At 65.4% G+C, this 21258-nt stretch carries 22 protein-coding genes, 1 tRNA gene and 1 pseudogene; 12 read left to right on the forward strand and 12 right to left on the reverse strand.

All coding sequences use genetic code 11. The annotated features are described in order from the left end of the window. Position 1 precedes the first annotated feature (1 nt). Positions 2-934 carry an arginase gene (gene rocF, locus A9K66_RS11270; RefSeq protein WP_067323577.1) on the reverse strand — a complete coding sequence of 311 codons (933 nt, stop codon included), beginning with the start codon at positions 932-934 and terminating at the stop codon, positions 2-4. 132 nt (positions 935-1066) lie between these two features. On the opposite strand from rocF, the gene A9K66_RS11275 reads away from it, so the two are divergent. Together A9K66_RS11275 and A9K66_RS11280 are read left to right on the forward strand one after the other, a co-directional pair. Continuing rightward, a complete protein-coding gene (locus A9K66_RS11275; RefSeq protein ID WP_067324622.1) occupies positions 1067-1507 on the forward strand; it encodes an Lrp/AsnC family transcriptional regulator in 441 nt (146 codons plus the stop codon). 228 nt (positions 1508-1735) lie between these two features. Beyond that, complete coding sequence (locus A9K66_RS11280; RefSeq protein WP_067323579.1) at positions 1736-2029, forward strand: hypothetical protein; 294 nt, start codon at positions 1736-1738, stop codon at positions 2027-2029. A 67-nt stretch (positions 2030-2096) separates the two neighbouring features. Here the strand turns inward: A9K66_RS11280 and A9K66_RS11285 are convergent. Continuing rightward, a tRNA-Gly gene (locus tag A9K66_RS11285) sits at positions 2097-2171 on the reverse strand. Positions 2172-2379: 208 nt separating this feature from the next. Between A9K66_RS11285 and A9K66_RS11290 the strand changes: the two genes are divergently transcribed. The 4 genes from A9K66_RS11290 to A9K66_RS11305 all read left to right on the forward strand — a co-directional run bounded on the left by A9K66_RS11290 (position 2380) and on the right by A9K66_RS11305 (position 5147). After that, entirely contained in the window at positions 2380-2877 is a 498-nt protein-coding gene (locus A9K66_RS11290; protein ID WP_067323583.1) for a prolyl-tRNA synthetase associated domain-containing protein, read from the forward strand. Between the two features lie 85 nt (positions 2878-2962). Further along, entirely contained in the window at positions 2963-3958 is a 996-nt protein-coding gene (gene trxA, locus A9K66_RS11295) for a thioredoxin (protein ID WP_067323585.1), read from the forward strand. A 195-nt stretch (positions 3959-4153) separates the two neighbouring features. Next, the gene (locus tag A9K66_RS11300; RefSeq protein WP_067323587.1) at positions 4154-4825 is read left to right on the forward strand and encodes an LON peptidase substrate-binding domain-containing protein; all 672 of its coding nucleotides are present in this window, start codon (positions 4154-4156) and stop codon (positions 4823-4825) included. A 79-nt stretch (positions 4826-4904) separates the two neighbouring features. Further along, positions 4905-5147 carry a Trm112 family protein gene (locus tag A9K66_RS11305; protein ID WP_067323589.1) on the forward strand — a complete coding sequence of 81 codons (243 nt, stop codon included), beginning with the start codon at positions 4905-4907 and terminating at the stop codon, positions 5145-5147. Between the two features lie 23 nt (positions 5148-5170). On the opposite strand, the gene A9K66_RS11310 is transcribed toward A9K66_RS11305, so the two are convergent. The 3 genes from A9K66_RS11310 to A9K66_RS31135 are packed head-to-tail and all read right to left on the reverse strand — an operon-like array spanning position 5171 to position 11017. Continuing rightward, the gene (locus tag A9K66_RS11310; protein WP_067323591.1) at positions 5171-8503 is read right to left on the reverse strand and encodes an error-prone DNA polymerase; all 3333 of its coding nucleotides are present in this window, start codon (positions 8501-8503) and stop codon (positions 5171-5173) included. Further along, entirely contained in the window at positions 8500-9975 is a 1476-nt protein-coding gene (locus tag A9K66_RS11315) for a DUF6504 family protein (RefSeq protein WP_067323593.1), read from the reverse strand. Before A9K66_RS11315 ends, A9K66_RS11310 begins: the two co-directional genes overlap by 4 nt. Continuing rightward, the gene (locus A9K66_RS31135; protein WP_067324624.1) at positions 9917-11017 is read right to left on the reverse strand and encodes a hypothetical protein; all 1101 of its coding nucleotides are present in this window, start codon (positions 11015-11017) and stop codon (positions 9917-9919) included. Before A9K66_RS31135 ends, A9K66_RS11315 begins: the two co-directional genes overlap by 59 nt. 183 nt (positions 11018-11200) lie before the next feature. Here A9K66_RS31135 and A9K66_RS11325 point away from each other — a divergent pair, with 183 nt between their 5' ends. Continuing rightward, positions 11201-11638 (forward strand): metallopeptidase family protein, encoded by a 438-nt coding sequence (locus A9K66_RS11325; RefSeq protein WP_066991616.1) that lies wholly within the window; start codon positions 11201-11203, stop codon positions 11636-11638. A 25-nt stretch (positions 11639-11663) separates the two neighbouring features. Here the strand turns inward: A9K66_RS11325 and A9K66_RS11330 are convergent, their stop codons facing one another. Beyond that, positions 11664-11870, reverse strand: a complete 207-nt coding sequence (locus A9K66_RS11330; RefSeq protein ID WP_066991619.1) for a DUF1737 domain-containing protein — start codon at positions 11868-11870, stop codon at positions 11664-11666. Between the two features lie 56 nt (positions 11871-11926). Next, positions 11927-12807, reverse strand: a pseudogene (locus A9K66_RS11335) (CoA ester lyase). Between the two features lie 638 nt (positions 12808-13445). Between A9K66_RS11335 and A9K66_RS11340 the strand changes: the two are divergent. The 3 genes from A9K66_RS11340 to A9K66_RS11350 are packed head-to-tail and all read left to right on the forward strand — an operon-like array spanning position 13446 to position 16893. Further along, a complete protein-coding gene (locus A9K66_RS11340) occupies positions 13446-14144 on the forward strand; it encodes a response regulator transcription factor (protein WP_067323595.1) in 699 nt (232 codons plus the stop codon). Next, complete coding sequence (locus A9K66_RS11345; RefSeq protein ID WP_067323596.1) at positions 14132-15703, forward strand: HAMP domain-containing sensor histidine kinase; 1572 nt, start codon at positions 14132-14134, stop codon at positions 15701-15703. The genes A9K66_RS11340 and A9K66_RS11345 overlap by 13 nt, the downstream gene beginning before the upstream one ends. 23 nt (positions 15704-15726) lie before the next feature. Next, positions 15727-16893 carry an FAD-binding oxidoreductase gene (locus tag A9K66_RS11350; RefSeq protein WP_067324626.1) on the forward strand — a complete coding sequence of 389 codons (1167 nt, stop codon included), beginning with the start codon at positions 15727-15729 and terminating at the stop codon, positions 16891-16893. Here the strand turns inward: A9K66_RS11350 and A9K66_RS11355 are convergent. From A9K66_RS11355 to A9K66_RS11375, 5 genes are all read right to left on the reverse strand, one after another. Further along, entirely contained in the window at positions 16812-17621 is an 810-nt protein-coding gene (locus A9K66_RS11355) for a DUF72 domain-containing protein (protein WP_067323598.1), read from the reverse strand. The two genes, A9K66_RS11350 and A9K66_RS11355, sit on opposite strands and share 82 nt — an antisense overlap. 42 nt (positions 17622-17663) lie before the next feature. Continuing rightward, complete coding sequence (locus tag A9K66_RS11360; protein WP_067323600.1) at positions 17664-18152, reverse strand: SRPBCC domain-containing protein; 489 nt, start codon at positions 18150-18152, stop codon at positions 17664-17666. 34 nt (positions 18153-18186) lie between these two features. Then, entirely contained in the window at positions 18187-18636 is a 450-nt protein-coding gene (locus tag A9K66_RS11365; protein ID WP_066991633.1) for an SRPBCC family protein, read from the reverse strand. After that, positions 18633-18953, reverse strand: coding sequence for a helix-turn-helix domain-containing protein (locus A9K66_RS11370; protein WP_067323602.1), 321 nt, complete (start codon positions 18951-18953; stop codon positions 18633-18635). The genes A9K66_RS11365 and A9K66_RS11370 overlap by 4 nt, the downstream gene beginning before the upstream one ends. A gap of 75 nt (positions 18954-19028) precedes the next feature. Next, positions 19029-19454, reverse strand: a complete 426-nt coding sequence (locus A9K66_RS11375; RefSeq protein WP_067323604.1) for a GNAT family N-acetyltransferase — start codon at positions 19452-19454, stop codon at positions 19029-19031. Between the two features lie 159 nt (positions 19455-19613). Here A9K66_RS11375 and leuD point away from each other — a divergent pair, with 159 nt between their 5' ends. Next, entirely contained in the window at positions 19614-20219 is a 606-nt protein-coding gene (leuD, locus tag A9K66_RS11380; protein WP_066991643.1) for a 3-isopropylmalate dehydratase small subunit, read from the forward strand. A 73-nt stretch (positions 20220-20292) separates the two neighbouring features. Next, the gene (locus A9K66_RS11385; protein ID WP_067323606.1) at positions 20293-21237 is read left to right on the forward strand and encodes a hypothetical protein; all 945 of its coding nucleotides are present in this window, start codon (positions 20293-20295) and stop codon (positions 21235-21237) included. Positions 21238-21258: the final 21 nt, after the last annotated feature.

The following is a 21258-nucleotide window of genomic DNA, read 5'->3' on the forward strand; positions in this document are numbered from 1 at the left end:
ATCAGAGGCTTCCGGAATGGCTGCGGGTCGGACGGTCCATGATGCGGCGGCCCATCAGGCTGGCGGTAAGGTCGACCATCAGGGTCGCGGTACGGCCGCGTTCGTCGAGGAACGGGTTCAGCTCGACCAGGTCGAGGCTGGAGACCAGGCCGCTGTCGGAGAGCATCTCCATCACCAGATGCGCCTCGCGGAAGGTGGCGCCGCCGGGAACCGTGGTGCCGACGGCCGGCGCGATCGAGGGGTCGAGGAAGTCGACGTCGAGGCTGACATGCAGCAGCCCGTTTGCGTCTTCGATCCTGGCCAGGAAAGCGCGCAGCAGCGGGGCGATGCCGTGCTCGTCGATGGCGCGCATGTCATGCACGGTCACACCCGCTTCCTTCAGCGCGCGGCGCTCGGCAGGATCAACGCTGCGCAGGCCCATGGTGCAGATGCGGGCCGGGTCGACTGCGGCGGGCAGGTCGGGGAAATAGCCGTTGAAGCCGGGACGGCCGCTGGCATAGGCGAGCGGCACGCCGTGCAGATTGCCGCTGGTGGTGGTGTCGAGCGTGTGGAAATCCGGGTGGGCGTCGAGCCACAGCACGAAGAGCGGCCGGCCGCGGTCGGCGGCGCGGCGCGCCACGCCGGAGACCGTGCCGGCGGAGATCGAGTGGTCGCCGCCGAGGAAGATCGGCATGGCATCCTTCGACGCGGCGTAGGCGGTCTCGGAAATCGCCGCCGTCCAGGCGGAGATTTCGGGCAGCGCCTTCAGGGCGAGATTGCCATGAGCTACAGGGCGCGCCGCCGCCTTCTCAACCGCGCCCCAGTCCTCGACCTCATGGCCAAGCTCCGACAGCACCGAGACAAGCCCTGCGGTGCGCAGCGCGCTCGGCCCCATCTCGCATCCCATCCGGCCCGCGCCGTCCTGCACCGGCGCGCCAACGATCCTGCAGCGCATCACTTCTTTCCGCTTTTGCGTTTGATTTGCCGGAGTGAACCACCGCTGCCTGGCGGTTTGAATAGGGTAAATTGGCATTTCGAAAAGGCCGATCTATCATAGTGGGCATATCGGCTGTTCGAAATGGTCAACATGGACGCGCTCGACGAGAGACTGGTGACGCTTCTGAGGCACGATGCGCGGCGCAGCGTCTCCGATCTCGCGCTCGATCTCGGCGTCTCGCGCGCGACGGTCAGGGGGCGCATGGAGCGGCTGGAAAAGTCCGGCGAGATCATCGGCTACACGGTGGTGCTGCGCGCCGACGCGGTTGACCAGAGGATACGCGGCGTGATGATGATCGAGATCGAGGGCCATGCCGCGGACCGCGTGATCAGGGCGCTCGGCGGCTTTCCCGAGGTGTCGACCATCCACACCACCAACGGCCGCTGGGACCTGGTGGTCGAGCTCGGCACCGCCTCACTCACGGACTTCGACGCCGTGCTGCGTCGCATCCGGCTGATCCCCGGGATCACCGGCAGCGAGACGAGCCTGCTGTTGGCGACGCCGAGGACGACGAGGGCGAGGCTTGGGTAGAGCGGTTCGTTTTATGGAAACGCCGAACCGCTCGACTTCCTTTTTTGCGCAATTCCGGACTGAAGGCTTCGGCGAGAGCGGCGAGCCGTTAGGGACTTTCCTGGAATTGTTCCAGCAAAGGCGCCAAACCGTCAGGAGTGGGCGGCAGGGCGCTTCCTTTCCGTCGCGACGTTCCTCTATTTTGCCCGGCCAGCATGGGCCGAGCCACAGATCGCGGAGAGCAGCGTCATGCTGAAGACAATCGCGGCCGGCCTCGGCCTGGGCCTTGTCGGGTTCCTCATCGCGCTTTTCACGATGGGCGCAGGGCACGGAACGAACGTTCCCGGTTTCGTCGTGGTCCCCTGGATGATGCTGCTGATGATGGCGGGCGCTGGCGCTTTGCCTGGGCTGCTCGCGGCATGCGCCCAATTCACGATCTATATCCTTCTGATCCGCTGCAAGCCGTTGCTGGCGCTGCCGATCGGGATCGTTCACTGCGCCGCCGCGGTATGGGGAATGGCGGGGAACGGAATCTTGTTCTGAAGGCTACAAACGCGAAAAAGCCGCGGAAAACCGCGGCTTTTCGTTTGCTTGATCCCCTGAAGGAAACTGGAGCGGGTGAGGCGATTCGAACGCCCGACCCCAACCTTGGCAAGGTTGTGCTCTACCCCTGAGCTACACCCGCTCGCGCGGCCTTGGGCCGCAAGCCGCGCCTATATGGCCGAAGAGCGCGGCGATTGCAACAGGGAAATGACGGTCTTTTGGAGCTAGCTCTTCATAAAGCGAGGGGTGCGTTTCGACCAGGCGAATTCGGTTGGCTCAACCGGGCGATCTTGCCCCAAGGGCATCGTTGGCCGTAAACGGCACAAGCTTTCCAGATGATGCGAGGACCGATGCCGAAGACCGAAGCCGAGCTTTACGCATTTCTTGCCGATCTCGGCATTTCCGTCTCGACGGTGCGCCACCCGCCCTTGTTCACGGTCGCCGATTCGCAGGCGCTGCGCGGAGAGATCCCGGGCGGCCACACCAAGAACCTCTTCCTCAAGGACAAGAAGGACAATTACTTTCTCGTCACCGTCGGCGAGGAGGCCGTGGTGGACCTCAAGCAGATCCACCATCTGATCGGCGCCGCCAGCCGCGTCTCCTTCGGCAAGCCGGAAATGCTGATGGAGCTGCTCGGCGTCATTCCCGGCGCGGTTACCATCTTCGGCCTGATCAACGACACGGCCGGGCGGATCAAGGTGGTTCTGGACCAGGAATTGATGAGCCACGACGTCATCAACGGCCATCCGCTGACCAATGAGGCGACGACGGCCATCGCCGCTGCCGATCTCGTCAAATTCGTCGAGGCAACGGGCCACGATCCTGTTATCTTGAAAGTCTCGGGCTGATCGCCACATGGATGGCGAAACCGAAATCCGATAATAACGCGCCGCACCCCGAAGCCGGCGACGACGCGACCGAAAGGGCGACGACATGAGTGACAACAATCCGTTCAGCGGCTCATTTGGCGGCAATGCCGGCCAGTACGCCCAATCCGTGCAATATGGCGGGGCGGACCGCGGCAAGGTCTCGCTCGGCGAGGCGCCTGCGGCCACGGATCTCGTCAAGGACACGACGACCGCGACGTTCGCGGCCGACGTCATCCAGGAATCGCGCCGCCAGCCGGTGCTGGTCGACTTCTGGGCGCCCTGGTGCGGCCCGTGCAAGCAGCTGACGCCGCAGCTCGAAAAGGCGGTCAAGGCTGCCGGCGGCAAGGTCAAGCTGGTCAAGATGAACATCGACGACCATCCCTCGGTCGCCGGCCAGCTCGGCATCCAGTCGATTCCCGCGGTCATCGCCTTCAAGGACGGCCAGCCGGTCGACGGCTTCATGGGCGCCATTCCGGAAAGCCAGATCACGCAGTTCATCCAGAAGGTCGGCGGCAAGGGCGGCGGCGGCGCGCCGCAGATCACCGAAGCGCTGGCCGCGGCCGCCGAGGCGCGCGAGGCAGGCGACACCCAGACCGCGGCCGACATCTATGATGCGATCCTCGAGCAGTCGCCCGAAACCATCGAGGCCATCGCCGGGCTCGGCGAGATCCTGTTCGAGGCCGGCGACAGCCAAGGCGCCGAGGCGGTGCTTGCCAGGGCGCCGGAGGACAAGAAGGACGCGCCGGCGTTTGCCGCGCTGCGCGCCAAGATGACGCTCGCGGCGGAGGCCGCCGCGCTCGGCAATCCGGCCGAGTTCGAACGCCGGCTCGCCGCCAATCCGAACGATCACCAGGCGCGGTTCGACCTGGCGATGGTGCAGAATGCGCGCGGCGAGCGGATGCAGGCCGCCGACAACCTGCTGGCGATCGTCAGGGCCGACCGGACGTGGAACGACGATGGCGCGCGTGCGCAGCTCTTGAAGTTCTTCGAGGCATGGGGGATGACCGACGAGGCGACGCTGTCGGCGCGGCGCAAGCTGTCGTCGCTGTTGTTCTCCTGAGCTTTTTGCCGGCTTTGCTGCTGGCCCCTTTTGCCAGGAGGTCTTGCGCAAGGCGCCAACTGCGCCAGATAGGCGGCAGCAGCTTGCCCCTGCCGGTTGAGGGTTTAAACAGGCTGGGTTGCGTAAGAGGAGATCGCAGATTGATACGCTGCCCGGCGACGCTTTCGAGAGTTGAAGCGCAGGCGGAGGGTTGAGGTGCAGGTCGGAAACGCCCGCTACCGGCTCGCGAGGGATCTGCCGTCGAGGATCCCGGTGTTTCCGCTCGCCGGGGCGCTGCTGCTGCCCGGCGGCCGCATGCCGCTCAACATTTTCGAGCCGCGCTACCTGGAGATGATCGATGAGGCGATGGCCGGGCCGCGGTTGATCGGCATGATCCAGCCCAGCCTCGACGGCGCGTTGCGCCACGACGGCGAGCCCGAGCTTTGCAGCGTCGGCTGTGCCGGGCGCATCATCTCGCTTGCCGAGACCGGCGACGGGCGCTACCTGATCTCGCTGCAAGGCGTCTGCCGCTTCCGCGTCACGGATGAGCTGGCGGTCAAGACGCCGTTCCGGCAATGCCGGATGGCACCCTTCCTCGCCGATCTCGAGGAGGATCCGGCCGGCGCCGAGGTCGACCGCCCTGCCCTGCTCAAGGCGTTCCGCGCCTATCTGCAGGCCAACGACCTCGAGGCCGACTGGGAAAGCGTGAGCCGCGCCGAGAACGCCATGCTGGTCAACGCGCTGTCGATGATGGCGCCCTATGGGCCGGCCGAGAAGCAGGCCCTGCTCGAGGCGGCGGACCTGAAGACGCGCGCCGAGACGCTGATCGCCATCACCGAAATTACGCTGGCGCGCGAGGATGAGGATTTTGGCTCGAGCCTGCAGTAAGCGCAATGATTCAGGTGAAATCGGCCTGACCTGAATCTCAACACTTAGGCCGGCGGCAGTTGGACAATGGAAAAGCGAGATGGCGGACGGACGTGACGGGCGCAAAGCCACGGTCGACCCGAAATTGCTGGAACTGCTCGCCTGCCCGCTGACCAAAGGACCGTTGACCTGGGACGCCGAGCGCAGCGAACTGATCTCGCGCGTGGCGAAGCTTGCCTATCCGGTGCGTGACGGCATCCCGATCATGCTGCCTTCGGAAGCGCGCACGATCTCGGCCGAAGACGCTCTCAAGCCGCCGCCGCGGCTCGGCGGTCCGTCGTGAATGCGCCGGCGGGCCGGTTGCCGCTACTGGAAATTGCGCCCCTTGGGCATGACCTGTTGCGCCGCGCCCGACAGGGCGTCGACATGCTGCCGCACCGGCAGGCCGCGGTTCGCGGAGCGCTCCGGTCCATTCGATGACCCGGCGGGCTGATGCTCGATGGTGGGCGGCTCCTGCAGGAGGACGCTCAGCCAGGGCGTCAAATCCTCGATCCTGTCGGCGACGATGTGGATGACATCCGATTCCTGCTGCAGCTTGCCGGTGACGCGGATGAAGCGTGCGCCCATCACGATAGAGCGGAAGCGGTCGAAGACGCGCGGCCAGATGATGACATTGGCGATCGCCTTTTCGTCCTCCAGCGTTAGGAAGATCGCATTGCCCTTGCCGGGGCGCTGGCGCACCAGCACCAGGCCGGCGACGGTGACGCGGCGGCCGTCGCGCACCGACGGCAGGCGGACATTAGGGGTGATGCCGGCGCGGTCAAGCCGCTCGCGCAGGAAGGCGACGGGATGTTCCTTCAGCGACAGGCCGAGCGAGCGATAGTCGTGGACGACATGCTCGCCGAGCGGCATTTTCGGCAGCTTCGTCTCGGGCTCCAGCTCGCGCAAGCGGAGCGTGGGCTGGTCGAACAGCGGCAGTTTCTCGGCTGCGCTCCTGCCGTCCAGCGCGCGCACCTCCCAGAGCGCCGCGCGGCGGTCGAGGCCGAGCGAGCGGAAGGCGTCTGCCTGGGCCAGCCTTTCGATCTCGCCAACATCGAGGCCCGAACGCAGCCAGACATCCCTGACCGATCGATAGCCGTCGCCGCGCCGGGCGACGGCGGCCTCCATCCCTTCCTCCGAAAGCCCCTTGATCTGACGGAAGCCAAGCCGCACCGCATGAGCCGTCTCGATGACGCCGCGCATCGAGGCATGGCGTTCGAGGATGCGCGAAGGATCGAAACCGGCCTCCTCCAGCCTGCAATCCCAGACGGAATGGTTGATATCGACCTCGCGCACCTCCACGCCATGGTCGCGCGCGTCGCGAACGAGCTGGGCCGGCTGATAGAATCCCATCGGCTGCGAGTTCAAAATCGCGGCGCAGAACACGTCGGGATAGAAGGTCTTGAACCAGCAGGAGGCATAGACCAGCAGCGCGAAGGAGGCGGCATGGCTTTCCGGAAAGCCATATTCGCCAAAGCCTTCGATCTGCTTGAAGCAACGCTCGGCGAATTCCTTTTGGTAGCCCTTGTCGACCATGCCGTCGATCATGCGCTGGCGGTAGTTGCCGATCGTGCCGGTGCGCTTGAAGGTGGCCATTGCGCGCCGCAGCTCATCGGCCTCGCCCGGCTGGAAGCCGCCGGCAACGATGGCGATCTTCATCGCCTGCTCCTGGAACAGCGGCACGCCCAGCGTCTTGCCGAGAATCTCCTTCAGTTCCGGCTTCGGGTATTCGGCTTGCTCCTTGCCCTGCCGTCTACGCAGATAGGGGTGCACCATGTCGCCCTGGATCGGGCCGGGCCGCACGATCGCCACCTCGATGACGAGATCGTAGAACTCACGCGGTTGAAGCCGCGGCAGCATCGACATCTGGGCGCGCGATTCGATCTGGAAGACGCCCAGCGTGTCGGCCCGGCAGATCATGTCGTAGACGCGAGGGTCCTCCGGCGGCAGCGAGCTCAACTGATGCGGCCGGCCGTATTTGTCACGCGCCTGCGGATAATGATGCGTGAGCAAGGTCAGGGCTCGCTTCAGGCAGGTCAGCATGCCGAGCGCCAGCACATCCACCTTGAGGATCTTCACCGCGTCGAGATCGTCCTTGTCCCACTCGACCATCTTGCGCTCTTCCATCGCCGTCTTGACGATGGGCACGACCTCGTCGAGCCGGTCGCGGGTGATGACGAAGCCGCCGACATGCTGGGAGAGATGGCGGGGGAAGCCGATGATCTCGTTGGCGCGTTCCAGCACCTGCCGCGACAGCGGATCGGCGCGGTCGAGGCCGCCGGCATTGGCTTCCCTTTCGCCGAGCTCCGAGGTCGACCAGCCCCAGATGGTGCTCGACAGGGCGCTCCGGACGTCTTCGGACAAGCCCATGGCCTTCGCCACCTCGCGCAGGGCGGAGCGGCCGCGATAGCTGATGACGGCGGCGGCCAGCGCCGTGCGCTTGGCGCTGTATTTCTCGTAAATATAAGCGATGACCTCGTCGCGCCGTTCATGCTCGAAGTCGACGTCGATGTCGGGAGGCTCGTTACGTTTCTCGGAGATGAAGCGCTCGAAGAGGGCATCGATCCGGTCAGGGCCGACCTCGGTGATGCCGATGCAGAAGCAAATGACCGAATTGGCGGCCGAGCCGCGCCCCTGGCAAAGGATGCCCTTGCTGCGGGCGAATTTCACGATGTCGTGGACGGTCAGGAAATAGCGCGCATAGTTCAGCCGCTCGATCAAAGCGAGCTCGCTGCCGATGCGCCGCAGCACTTCTTCCGGGATTCCGGCCGGATAGCGCACGGCCGCTCCTTCCCGCGCCAGGCGTTCGAGCTCGGCCTGCGGTCCGAGCCCGGATTCCGTCGGCTCGTCCGGATAATTGTATTCGAGGTCGCTGAGCGAGAAGGTGAGCTCGTCGGCGAAGCGCAGCGTCTCCGCCAGCGCTTCAGGGTGTCGGCGGAAAAGCCGCGCCATCTCCAGCGGCGTCTTCAGATGACGCTCGGCATTTGCCGTCAGCTCCAGCCCGACCTCGGAAACCGGCGTGTTGAGGCGGATCGCGGTCAGCACGTCCTGCAGCGGGCGGCGGTCGGCGGCATGATAGAGCACGTCGTTGGTCGCCATCAGCGGGATGTGCAGATGTTGGGCCATCGCCGCCGCCTGCTCGATACGGAAGCGGTCGTTGCCGCCGTAATCAGGCGCCACGGCAAGCCGAAGCGCGGCGCCGAAACGATCCTTAAGCCGGCTAATGAGCGTCAGATTGTCTTCCGCGCCTCCCGACAGGTTGGGCAGGATCGCCAGCGACATCAGATCGCCCCATTCGAGAAGGTCGTTGAGTTCGAGCAGCGTCGCGCCCTTCTCGTTCTCGTCGCGCAGATTGGCCTGCGTCAGCATGCGGCAGAGATGTCCCCAGCCCTTGCGGTCGCGGGGGTAAGCCAGAATGTCCGGCGTGCCGTCGCAAAAAACCAGGCGGCAACCGGGATGATAGGGCAGCTTCTCGACCCTGGCCTGCTGCCAGGCCCGCACGACGCCGGCGACCGTGTTGCGGTCGGCAAGGCCGATCGAGGAAAAGCCGTGGAATTTCGCCGTGACCACCAGCTCCTCGGGCTTGGAGGCGCCGCGCAGGAAGGAAAAGTTCGACTGGATGCCGAACTCGGCATAGGGGATGGCGGTCAGCGCGTTCATGCGAAGACGCCGTGCATGAACCAGCGCGGCGCGGCATGCGAGGCGCTGCTGTAGAGGCCCTGGCGGTAGAGCCAGTAGCGGCGCCCTTCGCTGTCCTCGATGCGGTAATAGTCGCGCGTCGGCGCCTCTTCCTCACCGGGCAGCTGCCGCCACCATTCGGCGGCGATGCGCTCCGGCCCTTCGGCGCGGGCGACGCGATAAAGCGCGCGCCGCCAGCGGAAATTCATCGGCGGGCCCTCGGGGATCTCGGTCGCCGGCACCTCGATCGGCTCGGGCGAGCGGAACAGCCGTACCGGCCGCTCCGGCGGGAAGATGGTCATCGGAGGTGCTGTCCGGTCGGGCTTCGGCGGCATGCGCCTTTGCGGCGCCTCCGCGAAAGGAACCGTGGTAACGGCGCGCTCCGGCAGGTGGCTATCGACGACGACCGGCTTCAGCACGGCGGCTTCGCCGAGACGGGCACGCACGCGGTCGGCGAATAAAGCGATGTCGGCGTCATCGTCGCTTGTCTCGCCGGCAAGGTCGGCCTGCAGCATGTCGAAGGCGGCGACCGAAAGCACCGACAGCCGCATGAGGTCGAAGCCGAAGCCGGCATCGATGGTCTGTTCCAGCGCGGTCAGCCGTTCGTGAAACAGCTTTCGGATCAGCTGCGGCTCGCGCATGGGCCGCGAGGTGCCGACCGCGATGCGGCTGACGGCGCCGTCGACGCGGAAGAGGAGAAGGGCGAGCGCCCGCGCGCCTTCGCCGCGGCGCTCGAGGTCGGCCTTCAAGGCAACGGCAAGCCGGCTCACCAGCCGCTCGATGTCGTCGGTGAGCACGATCGGCTCGGCAAGATGGCGCTCGACCGAGAGCGGCGCCACGGGAAGGCGCGGCGACACCGCCTCGTCGAGCCGGCCGAGCGCCTGGTCGAGGCGCAGAAGCAAGGTGGCGCCGAAGCGGCGGGCGAGCGGCGCGCGGGGTGCGGCCATCACCGCCCCCGCCGTGCGCAGGCCGACGCTTTCCAGGCTGGCGCGGGTTTCCGGCGCGATGCGCAGCGCCGAAAGCGGCAGGGGCGAAAGCAGCGCCGCCTCCTCGCCGCCGGCAACGATGCGGTCGCCGTGGAAGCGCGCCGCCGCCCAGGCGGCGCCCGGCGTCGAGGCGAGGCCGGCGCGAACATCGAAACCCTGCTGGAAGAAACGGGTGAGGATCTCGTCCTGCATGGCCCGCTCGCCACCAAACAGGTGCGTGCAGCCGGTGACGTCGAGAAACAGCCCGTCCTCGCCGTCGATCGCCACCAGCGGCGTGTAGCGGTCGCACCAGTCGGCGAGGCCTTCGAGCAGGCGGCGGTCGGCTTCCGGGTCGGCCTCCACCACATCGATCGACGGATGCATGGCGCGCGCGTCGGCAATGCCCATGCCGCGCTTCAGCTTCAGCGCCTCAGCCCGCTCGTCGAGGGCTGCGATGCGCTGGGCGTTGCTGTCGCGATGGCTGATCACAAGCGGTGGGCAAGATGGGGGCAGGTGATGCGAGGGCCGGGAACGCCAGGACCGCCCCAGACGCTGGCGCAGGATCCGCTCCGCGCAAAGATAGGGGAACCACAGCGACAGAATTCGCTGCCCGCTCTTCCTCGGGCCTTCTTTCGGCAAAAGCGTGCTCATCGGGGTTCCACTCCAGTGTGAATTGTCCGGGCAGGGCCGTGCGGCTCTTGCCGATATCGACGGTGAAGGCGGGGCGGCCGATCGAGCCGGCCAGCGCGCCGGCGAGCGTTTCGCGGCTCGCCGCGGGCGCTGCCGAAACAATGAGGCGCACGGGCGCCGCGGTGGGCTCGGCCTGGCCGGCCTGACGCAGCAAAAACACCGGCCGGCCGGCGCTCTGGGCGCGGGCGTGCAGCCGCCGCGTCGCGGTAAGGTCGAGAAGCCGCGGGCTGCCGCGGATCTCGAGGAGGACGGCGGCGAAGGCCGTCATGCGGGCGGCCTCCTCGGCGATCCACAGCGCGTCGAGCAGTTTCGGCGCTTCGGAAAACAGCAATTGTTCGGGCTCGATGCCGAAGAAGGCGTGGAGGCCCCTGGCATAGGGAAAGCCGGCCTCGCGGAAAATCTCCGCCGTTCCGATCCAGAGGACCGGCAGGCCCTGCTTCTGTTGGAGGATCAAGCTGGCGAGCGACAGCGCAAAGCCGGCCACGGCGCCGGCATCGCGGGTCTCCAGCCCATGGATTTCACTGAGCGCCGCCTTGGGCAGGCCGCCGCCGAGGGCGGTGTCGAGGCGTTCTACGCCGGTATGCAGGAAGGCATCCGGCGAGGCCACAGCGAGGCCGCGCCGGACGATGGTGATTTCGGGGGTGACATCCGATCCCGCGGCATCGCCAGCTATTTGTTTTTTTGCAAGTCCGGACGAAAAACCGCTTCGCACTGTTCCTGGAATCGCTTTTGGCGCGCCGGAAGCCGGCGCTTCCAGGCGCTCGGGCAGCGTTCCCTCGATCTTTGCGATCTGGCGGCGCAGGGCAAAAACAGTTTCCCGCGCCACGGCGCTTATCGCCATGACGTTCACTTTCGGCAGCACTTGTTCCTGTTATGTTCTTATAGATTCCAGAGGGGCCTGGAAGAGTCAAGCGGAGTCGCAAGGAATTTATTCCTTCGGCTTTCAGCTTCCAAGACCCAGCCAGCCGGGCCCATTTGCCTCGACAGGCGCGAAAGCCTATATGCCGAGGTCAAAGGAAACCTCATGGCCCGCATCTACAAGACCCGCATCTGGCACGACCAACTCTCGCCATCGATGGACGAGATGGAACTTCTGGCGCTGGAGGCCTACGCCCATCTGCCGGAGGAGTTCCGCAAGCTCACCGGCGAGATCATCATCCAGATCGCCGATTTTCCGACCGACGAGATCATGGACGACCTGTCGCTGGAGACGCCCTTCGACCTGCTTGGCCTGTTCGAGGGGCGCGGCATCGCCGAGCGCTGGAACCCGCAGACCGGCGAGGGGCCGAACCGCATCACGCTCTATCGCCGCGCCATTCTCGACTATTGGGCCGAGAACGAGGAGACGCTGGGCGACATCGTCACTCACGTGCTGATCCACGAAATCGGCCACCATTTCGGCCTGTCGGACGACGACATGGAGCGGATCGAGGAAGCGGCGGAGCAGGCAGCGGCGGGGTGACGAATGAGAGGGCTGCCGCCCTTTCCTACCAATCGCTGAGCTTGGTGTCAGGCGTATATTCCTGGCCCTCGATATCCTTCACCACGGCCTGGCCGCAGCGCATCGACTTGGTCGTCTTGTCATAGGCATAGGTCGGCGAGCCGAACAGGTGCCAGCCTTTGTTCAGGGCCGAAGTCACCTTATGGCAGAAAGTGGAATCGTCCGGACCGGACAGAAAGCGGTAGAGTTTCATTTTCGACCCTGTCGTGACCAATGCTTGTCTATCTTTCCTGGAATCGCTCGAGCGCATCATGCGCCGATGATTGCGGCCTTCGCCAGAAGTTTCTCGGCTTCCGCCAGATGCAGCCGCTCGACCATGCGGCCGTCCAGCGCAATGACGCTTTTGCCGGCATTTTCGGGCCGTGAGAACGCCTCCCTGATCGCCCGCGCCCTGGCCAGGGCCTCCGGCGCCGGCGCAAAGGCGCGGTTCGCGGGCTCGATCTGGGCGGGGTGGATCAGCGATTTGCCGTCGAAACCCATGGCGGCCGCGTCGGCGCATTCCCGCGCGAGGGCGTCGAGGTCGCGAAAGTCGTTGGCGACGCCTCGATCACGTCGAGGCCGCTGGCGCGGGCGGCGAGCACAAGCTGCAGCAGCCAGGGCGTGAGATAGCGCCGGTCGGGCGTCGCCAGAATGCCGGTTGCTTTCACCAGATCGTTCGTTCCGGCGACGAAACAAGCGAGGCGGGAAGAGGGATCGCGGCCAAGCTCGGCGATGGCGCCGACGTTGAGCAGCGCCTTGGGCGTCTCGATCATTGCCCACAGTTTCACGATATCCGGCGCGAAATTGTCGTCGAGCAGGTCGCCGGCCTCGAGGATGTCGCGCAGCGTTCCGATCTTGGGCAAAAGAATGCCGTCGGGCTCTGCCTTGGCGACGGTCAACAGGTCGTCGATGCCCCATTCACTGCCGAGCGGATTGATGCGCACCACCATCTCGCAGCGGCGCGCCGGCCGCGCGGCGAGGATGCCGGTCAGCTTGTCGCGGGCGGAAACCTTGTCGGCCAGTGCCACGCCATCCTCGAGGTCGATGATGACGGTATCGCAGGCCAAGGACGGGATCTTGGCCAGCGCCTTGTCGTTCGAAGCGGGCACGTAGAGCACCGAGCGGCGCGGGCGGTAGGTGTCAGAGGTCATGACCGATCTATGCCGGCTTGCAGCGGGCGAGGCAAGGCGCGGCACCATAGAACTCATTTGCGTTCTGGCTAATTGTCGAAGCCGGCGCCGCCCCTCATTGCCCTGCCGGGCATTTCTCCCCGTATAGTGACGGGGAGAAAGGGCCTGGCCGCGATGTCGGCTCCTGCAATGCTGGCGATTGGCGAAGCCGGCGATGGCAGCGCCCCTCTCCCCGTCACTATACGGGGAGAGGATGCCGGCAGGCAGGTGAGAGGCGGCGCCAGCCTGAAACGACTTTGCTCCTGCACGAAATCTGCAAATCCTTGCGGAAAACCTCCTCCAATCCGCCGCGCGCTTTCCGCAGCCGCCGGCGAAACAGGCGGCATGCGAACACATCACAGATCCCGCTGGTCCCTGCCCCGGCGCCTCCGCAACGAAGGCTGGTGGTTGGTCGAGCCGCAGAGGCCGCGCATCACGGCGGTCATGCTTCCTTTCATCCCAAGATCACGGCTGCGGCATGCCATGCGAGCGGCGGCGCTCGGGACGGTTCGGTCTTGACGCCAGCTTTCACGACTGGCGGCCTTTGCGCGCTCTCGACAAGCACGGCCCGCTTGCTAATCCTGTCATGACAAAACCGTATTCAGCGAGCTGCAGATTCCATGCCGCACAACATCCTCGTCGCCGACGACGATCCGCATATCCGCGAGATCATTTGCTTCGCGCTGGAAAAGGCCGGCATGAAGACGGCCGCCGTCGCCGACGGCGCCGCCGCGCTGCAAGCGGTCGAGCGCCGCGCGCCCGACCTCATCGTGCTCGACATCGGCATGCCGGAGATGGACGGGCTGGAGGTCTGCCGCAGGCTGCGGCAGCGCTCCGACGTGCCGGTGCTGTTCCTGTCGGCCCGCGATGAAGAAATCGACCGTATCCTCGGCCTTGAAATGGGCGGCGACGACTATGTGACGAAACCGTTCAGCCCACGCGAGCTGGTTGCCCGCGTCAACGTCATCCTGCGGCGGGCGCGCCCGGCGGTGGTGGAGGAAGACGCCGACGACCGTCAGTTCGCGCATGGCAAGCTCGTGCTGGTTCCGGCAAGTCATGCTGCGAGCTTTGAAGGCAAGCCGCTCACCCTAACAGCGATCGAGTTCGCGATTCTGAAAGGTTTTCTTGGCCGCCCGCAGCATGTGCTTGGCCGCGATGCGGTGATGGCCAATGCCTACCAATCCAACATCCATGTCTCGGAACGCACGGTCGACAGCCATATCCGCAACATCCGCGCCAAGTTGGCGGCGGTCGGCTGTTCGGATGCGATCGCGACCGTGCATGGCGTCGGCTTCCGGCTCGGCCGATGCGGTGGCTGAGCAAGGAGAAATGGCGGCCCAGGCTCGCCACCGTGGTCGTCGCCATCCTGATCGTGGTGATGGCGCTGCCGCTGGTCGGCCTGTTCTTCTTCCGGCTCTATGAAAACCAGCTGATCCGCCAGACCGAGGGCGAGCTCATCGCACAGGGCGCGGTGATTGCCGCCGTCTATGCCGATGCGGTGCGCGCGGCCGGCATTGCACCGGAACGGTTGGGAACGCCGATCTCGGCGGATCCGGCAAGGGACAATAATTACCCCTATCAGCCGATCGAGCCGCAGCTCGACCTTGCCTCCGACAATGTCATGCCGTCGCGACCGGCGGCCGTTCCCGCCACCGCCGATCCGGACTTCGCGGCCATAGGCGCAAAGCTCGACGGCATTCTGGACGAGGCGCAGAAGACAACGCTTGCCGGCTTCCGGCTGCTCGATCCGCATGGCGTGGTGATTGCCGGCGGCGGTGAGGTCGGACAGTCTTTCGTTGCGGTCGAGGAGGTGCGGCAGGCGCTCGCAGGCGCCTATGCAAGCGAGCTTCGCCTGCGGATCCCCGACCAGCCGCCGCCGCCGCTCTATTCGGTGAGTCGCGGCACCAAGGTGCGCGTCTTCGTCGCCTTGCCGGTCGAACTCGACGGCAGGGTCGCCGGCGTGGTCTATATGTCGCGAACGCCGAACAACATCGTGAAACATCTCTATGGCGAGCGCGGCAAGGTCACGCTCGCGGCGATCGCGATTCTCGGCGGCACGCTGCTGATCGCGCTGGTGTTCATCCGCACCGTCAGCCGGCCGATCTACGCGCTGATCGAGCGCACCAAACGCATCGCCGCCGGCGACCGCGAGGCAATGCGGCCACTCGCCCATCACGGCACGCGCGAGATGGCGGCCCTGTCGGCCGCCTTTCTCGACATGGCGCAAAAACTCCAGGCGCGCTCCGACAGCATCCAGACCTTCGCCACCCATGTCTCGCACGAGCTGAAATCGCCGCTGACGGCGATCCAGGGCGCGGCCGAGCTGCTCAGGGATTCCGGCGGGACGATGGACGAGGCCGAGCGACGGCGTTTTTCCAATAACATCGTCACCGATGCCGGACGGCTCAATCTGTTGGTACGCCGGCTGCTCGAACTGGCGCGCGCGGAAAACCTGGCGCCGAGCGGCGAAAGCACGACAATCGGCGCGGTGCTGGCGCTGCTGCCGGTCGACGCCAGGCTGGAGGTACGCGTCGAATCGGGCAGCGATATCGGCCTCGGCATCTCGGGCGAGAATCTCGCGATCGTGCTCGCCAACCTCATCGACAATTCCGCACGGCACGGCGCGAAGCAGGTGACGGTCGGCGCCGAAAAGGCGGGCGAAAGGGTGGCCCTCCACGTCGACGACGACGGCGGCGGCATTTCGGCGGCCAATCGCGCAAGAATATTCGAGCCGTTCTTCACCACAAGACGCGAGGCCGGCGGCACCGGCATGGGCCTCGGCATCGTGCTGGCCCTCCTGAAAGCACATGATGGCACGATAACGCTGGTTGACTCCGAACGCGGCGCGCGCTTCGAGATCAATTTGCCGGTCGCGTGAGGACCGGTGAATCGGAGAACAAAGTGCGTTACGACATCGTCATCATCGGCGGCGCCATCGTCGGGTCCTCGGTCGCCTACTATCTGCGCGAAGAAGGTTTTACCGGCTCCATCGCGCTGATCGAGCGCGATCCGCAATTCTCGCAAGCGGCGACGACGCTATCCCTGGCCTCGATCCGCCAGCAATTTTCCATTCCCGAAAACATCCGCCTGTCGCAATTCACGCTGAAGCTGTTCCGGCAGCTGAAAGAGACTTTCGGCGCCGACGCCGATATCGGCTTTCGCGAGGGCGGCTATCTGATCCTCGCCGGCGAGGCGGGGCTGCCGATCCTCAAGGCCAATCACGAGGCGCAGATCGCCGAAGGCGCCGATATCGTGCTGGAGGATGCAGGCCAGCTCGCCCGCCGCTTCTCCTGGCTTTCAACCGAAGGCATTTCCGCGGGCGCCTATGGCCGCGGCGGCGAGGGCTGGTTCGACGCGCATGCGCTGCTGATGCTGTTCCGTAAGGCGCTGCGCGAGAGGAGGATCGACTTCATCACCGCGTCGGCCACCGGTATCACGCGCCAGGGCAGTCGCGTCACCGGCGTCGCCCTCGACAATGGCGAGACGCTGGAGGCCGGCATCATCGTCAATGCCGCCGGCCCGAACGCCGGCAAGGTGGCCGCCCTTGCGGGGCTCGCGCTGCCGGTCGAGCCGCGCAAGCGCAACGTCTTCGTCTTCGAGGCGCGGGAGAAATATGCCGACATGCCGCTGCTGGTCGATCCCTCCGGCATCTATGTGCGGCCGGAAGGCTCGGTCTATCTCACCGGCGGCGCCGAGCCGGAGGAAGGCGACCATGCACCCGATCCAAACGATTTCGAGGTCGAGTGGCCGCTGTTCGAGGACGTGATCTGGCCGACGTTAGCCACCCGCGTCCCAGCCTTCGAGGCGATCAAGCCGACGCGCGCCTGGGTCGGGCATTATGATTACAACACGCTCGACCAGAACGCGGTGATCGGGCCGCATCCGGAGGTGGAAAACTTCCTCTTCGCCAACGGCTTCTCCGGCCATGGCCTGCAGCAGGCGCCGGCGGTGGGCAAGGCGCTCTCGGAACTCATCGTGCATGGCGGCTATCGGACGATCGATTGCACGGCGTTCGGATATGAGCGCGTCGCGGCGGGGCGGGCGTTCAGGGAATTGAACGTCATCTGACGCATAATCGCATCGACCGCCAGCGCGTTGCCGAGCGCATGCCCGCGCGCCGTATTGTCGAAAATGCACCACACCTCGGTGGCTGAGGCGCCCGCGTCGGCGAGATGGGCGCTGATTTCCAGCAGCCGGCCGGCGTCGTAGTCCGAAAAATAGACATGCGGCGCGCCGTGAAAGCGGAAATAGGCGAGCTCATGCCAGCCGCCGGGCGCGGAAGCGGCGGGAACTGAGGCAGGGTCCGCCGCCACGCGCCCGACGCGGAGGCGGCTCAGCAAAGCGTCTGCTCCCGGCTCGAACCAACTGGCGTGACGCGGTTCGCAGACCAAGCGGCAGTCGGTCTTGTCGTGCAACAAAGCGAAGAACTTTTTGGCTATCTGCCTGTCGAATTGCAGACTGGGCGGCAGCTGGACCAAGAGGGCGGACAGCTTCTCACCGAGACCTCCGACCTCGCCCATGAAAGCATCCAGAAGATCATGGCAATCTATGAGGCGGCGCTCATGAGTCGCGGCTTTGGGCACTTTAACGGAGAACCGAAAATGATCCGGGACCGAGCACGCCCAGCGCTCATAGGTTTCGCGCTGATGCGGTTTGTAGAAGGAGGAGTTGATCTCCACGACAGGAAGACGCGAAGCGTAACGCTCCAATTGCGAGCCCGTCGCCGGAACAGAGGACCTGTGCGCTGCCGGTATGGTCCATCCGGCTGTTCCGACAAAAGGTTTGTTTTCGGCCATGTCGACAATCTGGACAGGCGCGCCTGCAGGTCAAGGTGGGGCTCAGGCGGCGAGGCGGCAGCCCAGATGTGCCTGTAGCCAGCCGAGCACGCGCGCCCAGCCTTCGGCGTGCTCCGCCGCGGCGTCCGGGAAGCCGGCGAAGCCGCCATGGCAGACGGTGAGCCGCGTGCCGGCAGAGGTCGGTTCCAGCAGATAGGCAACTGTCGTTTCGTGACGGCCGAGCGTCGGGTGATCCCAATCGTAGCGCCTCGTCTGCACGACCCTGCGCCCCGTCTCGATCTCGAGGAAGCTGCCGCTGGCGGGCAGGGTCCTGCCGTCGGCCGTCCTCACGATGACGCGCCACGATCCGCCGACGCGCAGATCGGCGGCCCAGCCGATCATCCGGTAGGTCTCGGCCGACCCCCACCAGCGCTCGACGTCGCTGGTGAGAAGCGCGGTGACGACTTGTTGCGGCGAAGCGGGAAGTTCCGCCGAAGCCATGACCGTCTCGGTGTTCGCCATGGCGCGCGGCCAGCCATGCGGCAGTATCATTGCCAACCTCCTCCGCGGCCGTTCAATACCTGGTTCAGACCTTCGATGGCGGGCGCTCGAAACCCTTGCCGGTCTCCAGCAGGCTCTTGAGGCTCGCCAGCACCAGCGGCCAGCCCTTGGACACGTTCGGAATCAGCCGGTGCGGGCCGTCGGCCTCGTGGGTGACGGCAAGCTTCATCAGCTCGCCGTCCTTTTCGATGGTGAAGGTACAGCGCGTGTAGCCGTCTTCCTTCACCTCGGGCAGCCATTCGTTGCGCCATTTGATGACCAGACGCCGGGGCGGATCGATCTCGAGGATCTCGCCCGAGTCGGCCACGCGGCCGTCCGGGAAGATCAGCTTCCAGCTCGAACCCACCTTCCAGTCGCTCTCCTGGTAGGAGCAGAGGAAGAACTGCCGGTTGAACTCCGGATCGGTCAGCGCCGTCCAAAGCTTTTCGGGCGTGGTGCGGATGTAGGTGACGTAGACGAAAGTGTTGTCGCTCACGGCTCTTCCCTTTCAAGTCGTTTCTTCAGGTCGCTCAAGGCATCCAGCCGATGGCGCTCGAATTTGCCGATCCAGCGCTCGGCGATCTCGTTGATCGGCACGGGGTTGAGGTAATGCTCCTTGTCGCGGCCGCGGCGAACGGTGGCGACAAGGTTCGCCTCCTCGAGAATTGCCAGGTGTTTGGTCACCGCCTGGCGCGTCATGTCCATCCGTTCGCAGAGCGCGTTCAGCGTCTGTCCGTTCCTGGCATAGAGGCTGTCCAGCAATTGCCGGCGGGTCGGGTCGGCCAAGGCGCGAAAGACGGCATCCATGCTCATGGCTTTAATATGCAACCAACTGGTTGCATGTCAAGCGTTGCGACAGGTCGAGCGATCACTTGCCGGTGAATGGCGTCAGCGCTTGCGGGAGAACCAGAAGGCGTCGGGCATGCGTTTCATGCCGATGCGCTCGTAGAAGCCGACGGCGTCGGGCATCGAGATCAGGCTGATGGCGACGGACGTGCCGAGCTGGCGGCGTGCCTCGTCCATCAGGCCTTTGCCGATGCCGAGCCCCTGCGCCGAAGCCGATACGGCGAGCTCGGAGATATAACACACCCAGGAGAAGTCCGTGACGCCGCGCGCGACGCCGAGAAGCGGCCTGCCGTCGACATCGAGCCGTGCCGTCAGCACCAGATTGGCATTGCCGAGCATCGCCTTCAGTCGAGCTTCGTCGTCGACCGGCCGTGTTTCGCCGAGGCCGGATTCCACCAGCACGCGGCGGAATTCGCCGACATCGAGCGTGGGCTCGCTTGCGTAAAGGACCTTCGAAGTCGGCGTCATGCAGCCAAGGTGCCCGATCGGCCGGGATTTTGAAAGCAGCCGATCCCGATCTTGTGTTCGATCGCCCAAGCCACACGACAACAGTTGCCTTTCATTTGCCGTCGGCTTTGTGTAAAGCCGTGCGCAAAATTCCCCGCAGAGAGAAGACGGGTAAGGACCATGGACAAATTCACCAAGCTCACCGGCGTCGCGGCGCCCATGCCGATCGTCAACGTCGATACCGACATGATCATCCCGAAGGATTATCTGAAGACGATCAAGCGCACCGGGCTTGGCACCGGCCTGTTCGCCGAGATGCGCTACAAGGACGACGGCTCGGAGAACCCGGATTTCGTGCTCAACAAGCCGGCCTATCGCAAGGCGCAGATCCTGGTCGCCGGCGACAATTTCGGCTGCGGCTCGAGCCGCGAGCACGCGCCCTGGGCGCTGCTCGATTTCGGCATTCGCTGCGTCATCTCGACGTCGTTCGCCGATATTTTCTACAACAATTGCTTCAAGAACGGCATCCTGCCGATCACGGTCAGCCCGGAAGACCTCGACAAGCTGATGGACGACGCCTCGCGCGGTTCCAACGCCACGCTGTCGATCGACCTCGAAGCCAAGGAGATCCGCGGCCCGGATGGCGGCGTGGTCAAGTTCGATCTCGACGACTTCAAGCGTCACTGCCTCTTGAACGGCCTCGACGATATCGGGCTGACCATGGAGAAGGCCGGCGCCATCGCGTCCTTCGAGAAGAAGAACGCCGAGCTGCGCCCCTGGGCCTGAACGGCTGAGGCACTTGTGATAGATAGCCCGGCCGCAAGCGGCCGGGTTCGTGTGGCTGAACGGAGGGACAGTCATGACACGCTCGCTTCTGGCCGGCGCCTGCGCCTTGGCGGCGATCCTTCTGGCGGTGTCCGGGGCGACCGCGCAGAGCCAGACGGCGCCGCAGGCGCCCGCGCCTTCCGACCAGCCCGCCGCCGATCAAGGGGCGGCCGATCAAGGCGCATCGAGCACTTCCGACGCCGCTCCCGCCGACGAGGACAAACAGGCGCCGATCCCGTTCGAGGGCGGCCAGCTCACCATCACGCAGCCGGAGCAGGACGGCGAGAAGATGCTCGCCTATGACGGCAAGCAGCTGGCCAGCAATTACGACGTCTCCTTCGACAGGATCGTCAAGATCGGCGACGTCAACGTGGCGCTGGTCGATGTCGGCGACGGCGGCAACCAGTGCGGCCCGGCCAAGGTCATCGTCTGGAAACCGAAGGACGGCGAGATCCGGACCACGACGGTCGAGCAGGACGAATGCGGCGCGCCGCCGGCCGCGGTTTCCGACGACGCCATCTATTTTATGCCTTTCCTGCTGCCCGGAGCAACCAAGCCGGCCTTGCAATGGTCGCCGACCGAGGGGCTGACGACCTCCGGAAACCTGACCTACACGCCGGAACCCGGCACCGACTGGAAGGACGTCGATGCGTCGAAATACGACAACATCATCGACGCGTTCCATAACGAAGCGGTCTACAAGGCGGCGCAGGCGCTGCTGGGCGACGATATGCCCGACATGGCGACCAGCCTGCTGGTCGGCGGCGGCACCGAAAAGACCGCTTCCGGCGCCTTCTATGCCACCGGCTGCGTGCCACATGACTGCGGCGGCAATGACGGCTTCATGGCGGTCGACCCGGTCAAGCACAAGGTCTATTTCGCCCGCGGCGGCCAAAATGGCGAGCCGGATGCCTGGCCGCCGGTAAAGGACTGGCCGGCGGATATCAAGAAGGCCTATGACGACGCGCAGGGGAATTAGCCCGAGCGTCAATTGCCAGGT

Origin of the sequence: Mesorhizobium sp. AA23, from assembly GCF_001672435.1 — a bacterium.
Taxonomy (GTDB): Bacteria; Pseudomonadota; Alphaproteobacteria; order Rhizobiales; family Rhizobiaceae; genus Mesorhizobium.

What these genes read in the sequence shown, in the direction of transcription:
- A9K66_RS11355 (WP_067323598.1), bottom strand. Translation starts at nt 17,621, where the DNA reads ATGGCCGAAAACAAACCTTTTGTCGGAACAGCCGGATGGACCATACCG.
- A9K66_RS11290 (WP_067323583.1), top strand. Translation starts at nt 2,380, where the DNA reads ATGCCGAAGACCGAAGCCGAGCTTTACGCATTTCTTGCCGATCTCGGC.
- A9K66_RS31135 (WP_067324624.1), bottom strand. Translation starts at nt 11,017, where the DNA reads ATGGCGATAAGCGCCGTGGCGCGGGAAACTGTTTTTGCCCTGCGCCGC.
- A9K66_RS11330 (WP_066991619.1), bottom strand. Translation starts at nt 11,870, where the DNA reads ATGAAACTCTACCGCTTTCTGTCCGGTCCGGACGATTCCACTTTCTGC.
- A9K66_RS11280 (WP_067323579.1), top strand. Translation starts at nt 1,736, where the DNA reads ATGCTGAAGACAATCGCGGCCGGCCTCGGCCTGGGCCTTGTCGGGTTC.
- A9K66_RS11375 (WP_067323604.1), bottom strand. Translation starts at nt 19,454, where the DNA reads ATGACGCCGACTTCGAAGGTCCTTTACGCAAGCGAGCCCACGCTCGAT.
- A9K66_RS11385 (WP_067323606.1), top strand. Translation starts at nt 20,293, where the DNA reads ATGACACGCTCGCTTCTGGCCGGCGCCTGCGCCTTGGCGGCGATCCTT.
- A9K66_RS11275 (WP_067324622.1), top strand. Translation starts at nt 1,067, where the DNA reads ATGGACGCGCTCGACGAGAGACTGGTGACGCTTCTGAGGCACGATGCG.
- A9K66_RS11305 (WP_067323589.1), top strand. Translation starts at nt 4,905, where the DNA reads ATGGCGGACGGACGTGACGGGCGCAAAGCCACGGTCGACCCGAAATTG.
- leuD (WP_066991643.1), top strand. Translation starts at nt 19,614, where the DNA reads ATGGACAAATTCACCAAGCTCACCGGCGTCGCGGCGCCCATGCCGATC.
- A9K66_RS11310 (WP_067323591.1), bottom strand. Translation starts at nt 8,503, where the DNA reads ATGAACGCGCTGACCGCCATCCCCTATGCCGAGTTCGGCATCCAGTCG.
- A9K66_RS11360 (WP_067323600.1), bottom strand. Translation starts at nt 18,152, where the DNA reads ATGATACTGCCGCATGGCTGGCCGCGCGCCATGGCGAACACCGAGACG.
- A9K66_RS11340 (WP_067323595.1), top strand. Translation starts at nt 13,446, where the DNA reads ATGCCGCACAACATCCTCGTCGCCGACGACGATCCGCATATCCGCGAG.
- A9K66_RS11345 (WP_067323596.1), top strand. Translation starts at nt 14,132, where the DNA reads ATGCGGTGGCTGAGCAAGGAGAAATGGCGGCCCAGGCTCGCCACCGTG.
- rocF (WP_067323577.1), bottom strand. Translation starts at nt 934, where the DNA reads ATGCGCTGCAGGATCGTTGGCGCGCCGGTGCAGGACGGCGCGGGCCGG.
- A9K66_RS11370 (WP_067323602.1), bottom strand. Translation starts at nt 18,953, where the DNA reads ATGAGCATGGATGCCGTCTTTCGCGCCTTGGCCGACCCGACCCGCCGG.
- trxA (WP_067323585.1), top strand. Translation starts at nt 2,963, where the DNA reads ATGAGTGACAACAATCCGTTCAGCGGCTCATTTGGCGGCAATGCCGGC.
- A9K66_RS11325 (WP_066991616.1), top strand. Translation starts at nt 11,201, where the DNA reads ATGGCCCGCATCTACAAGACCCGCATCTGGCACGACCAACTCTCGCCA.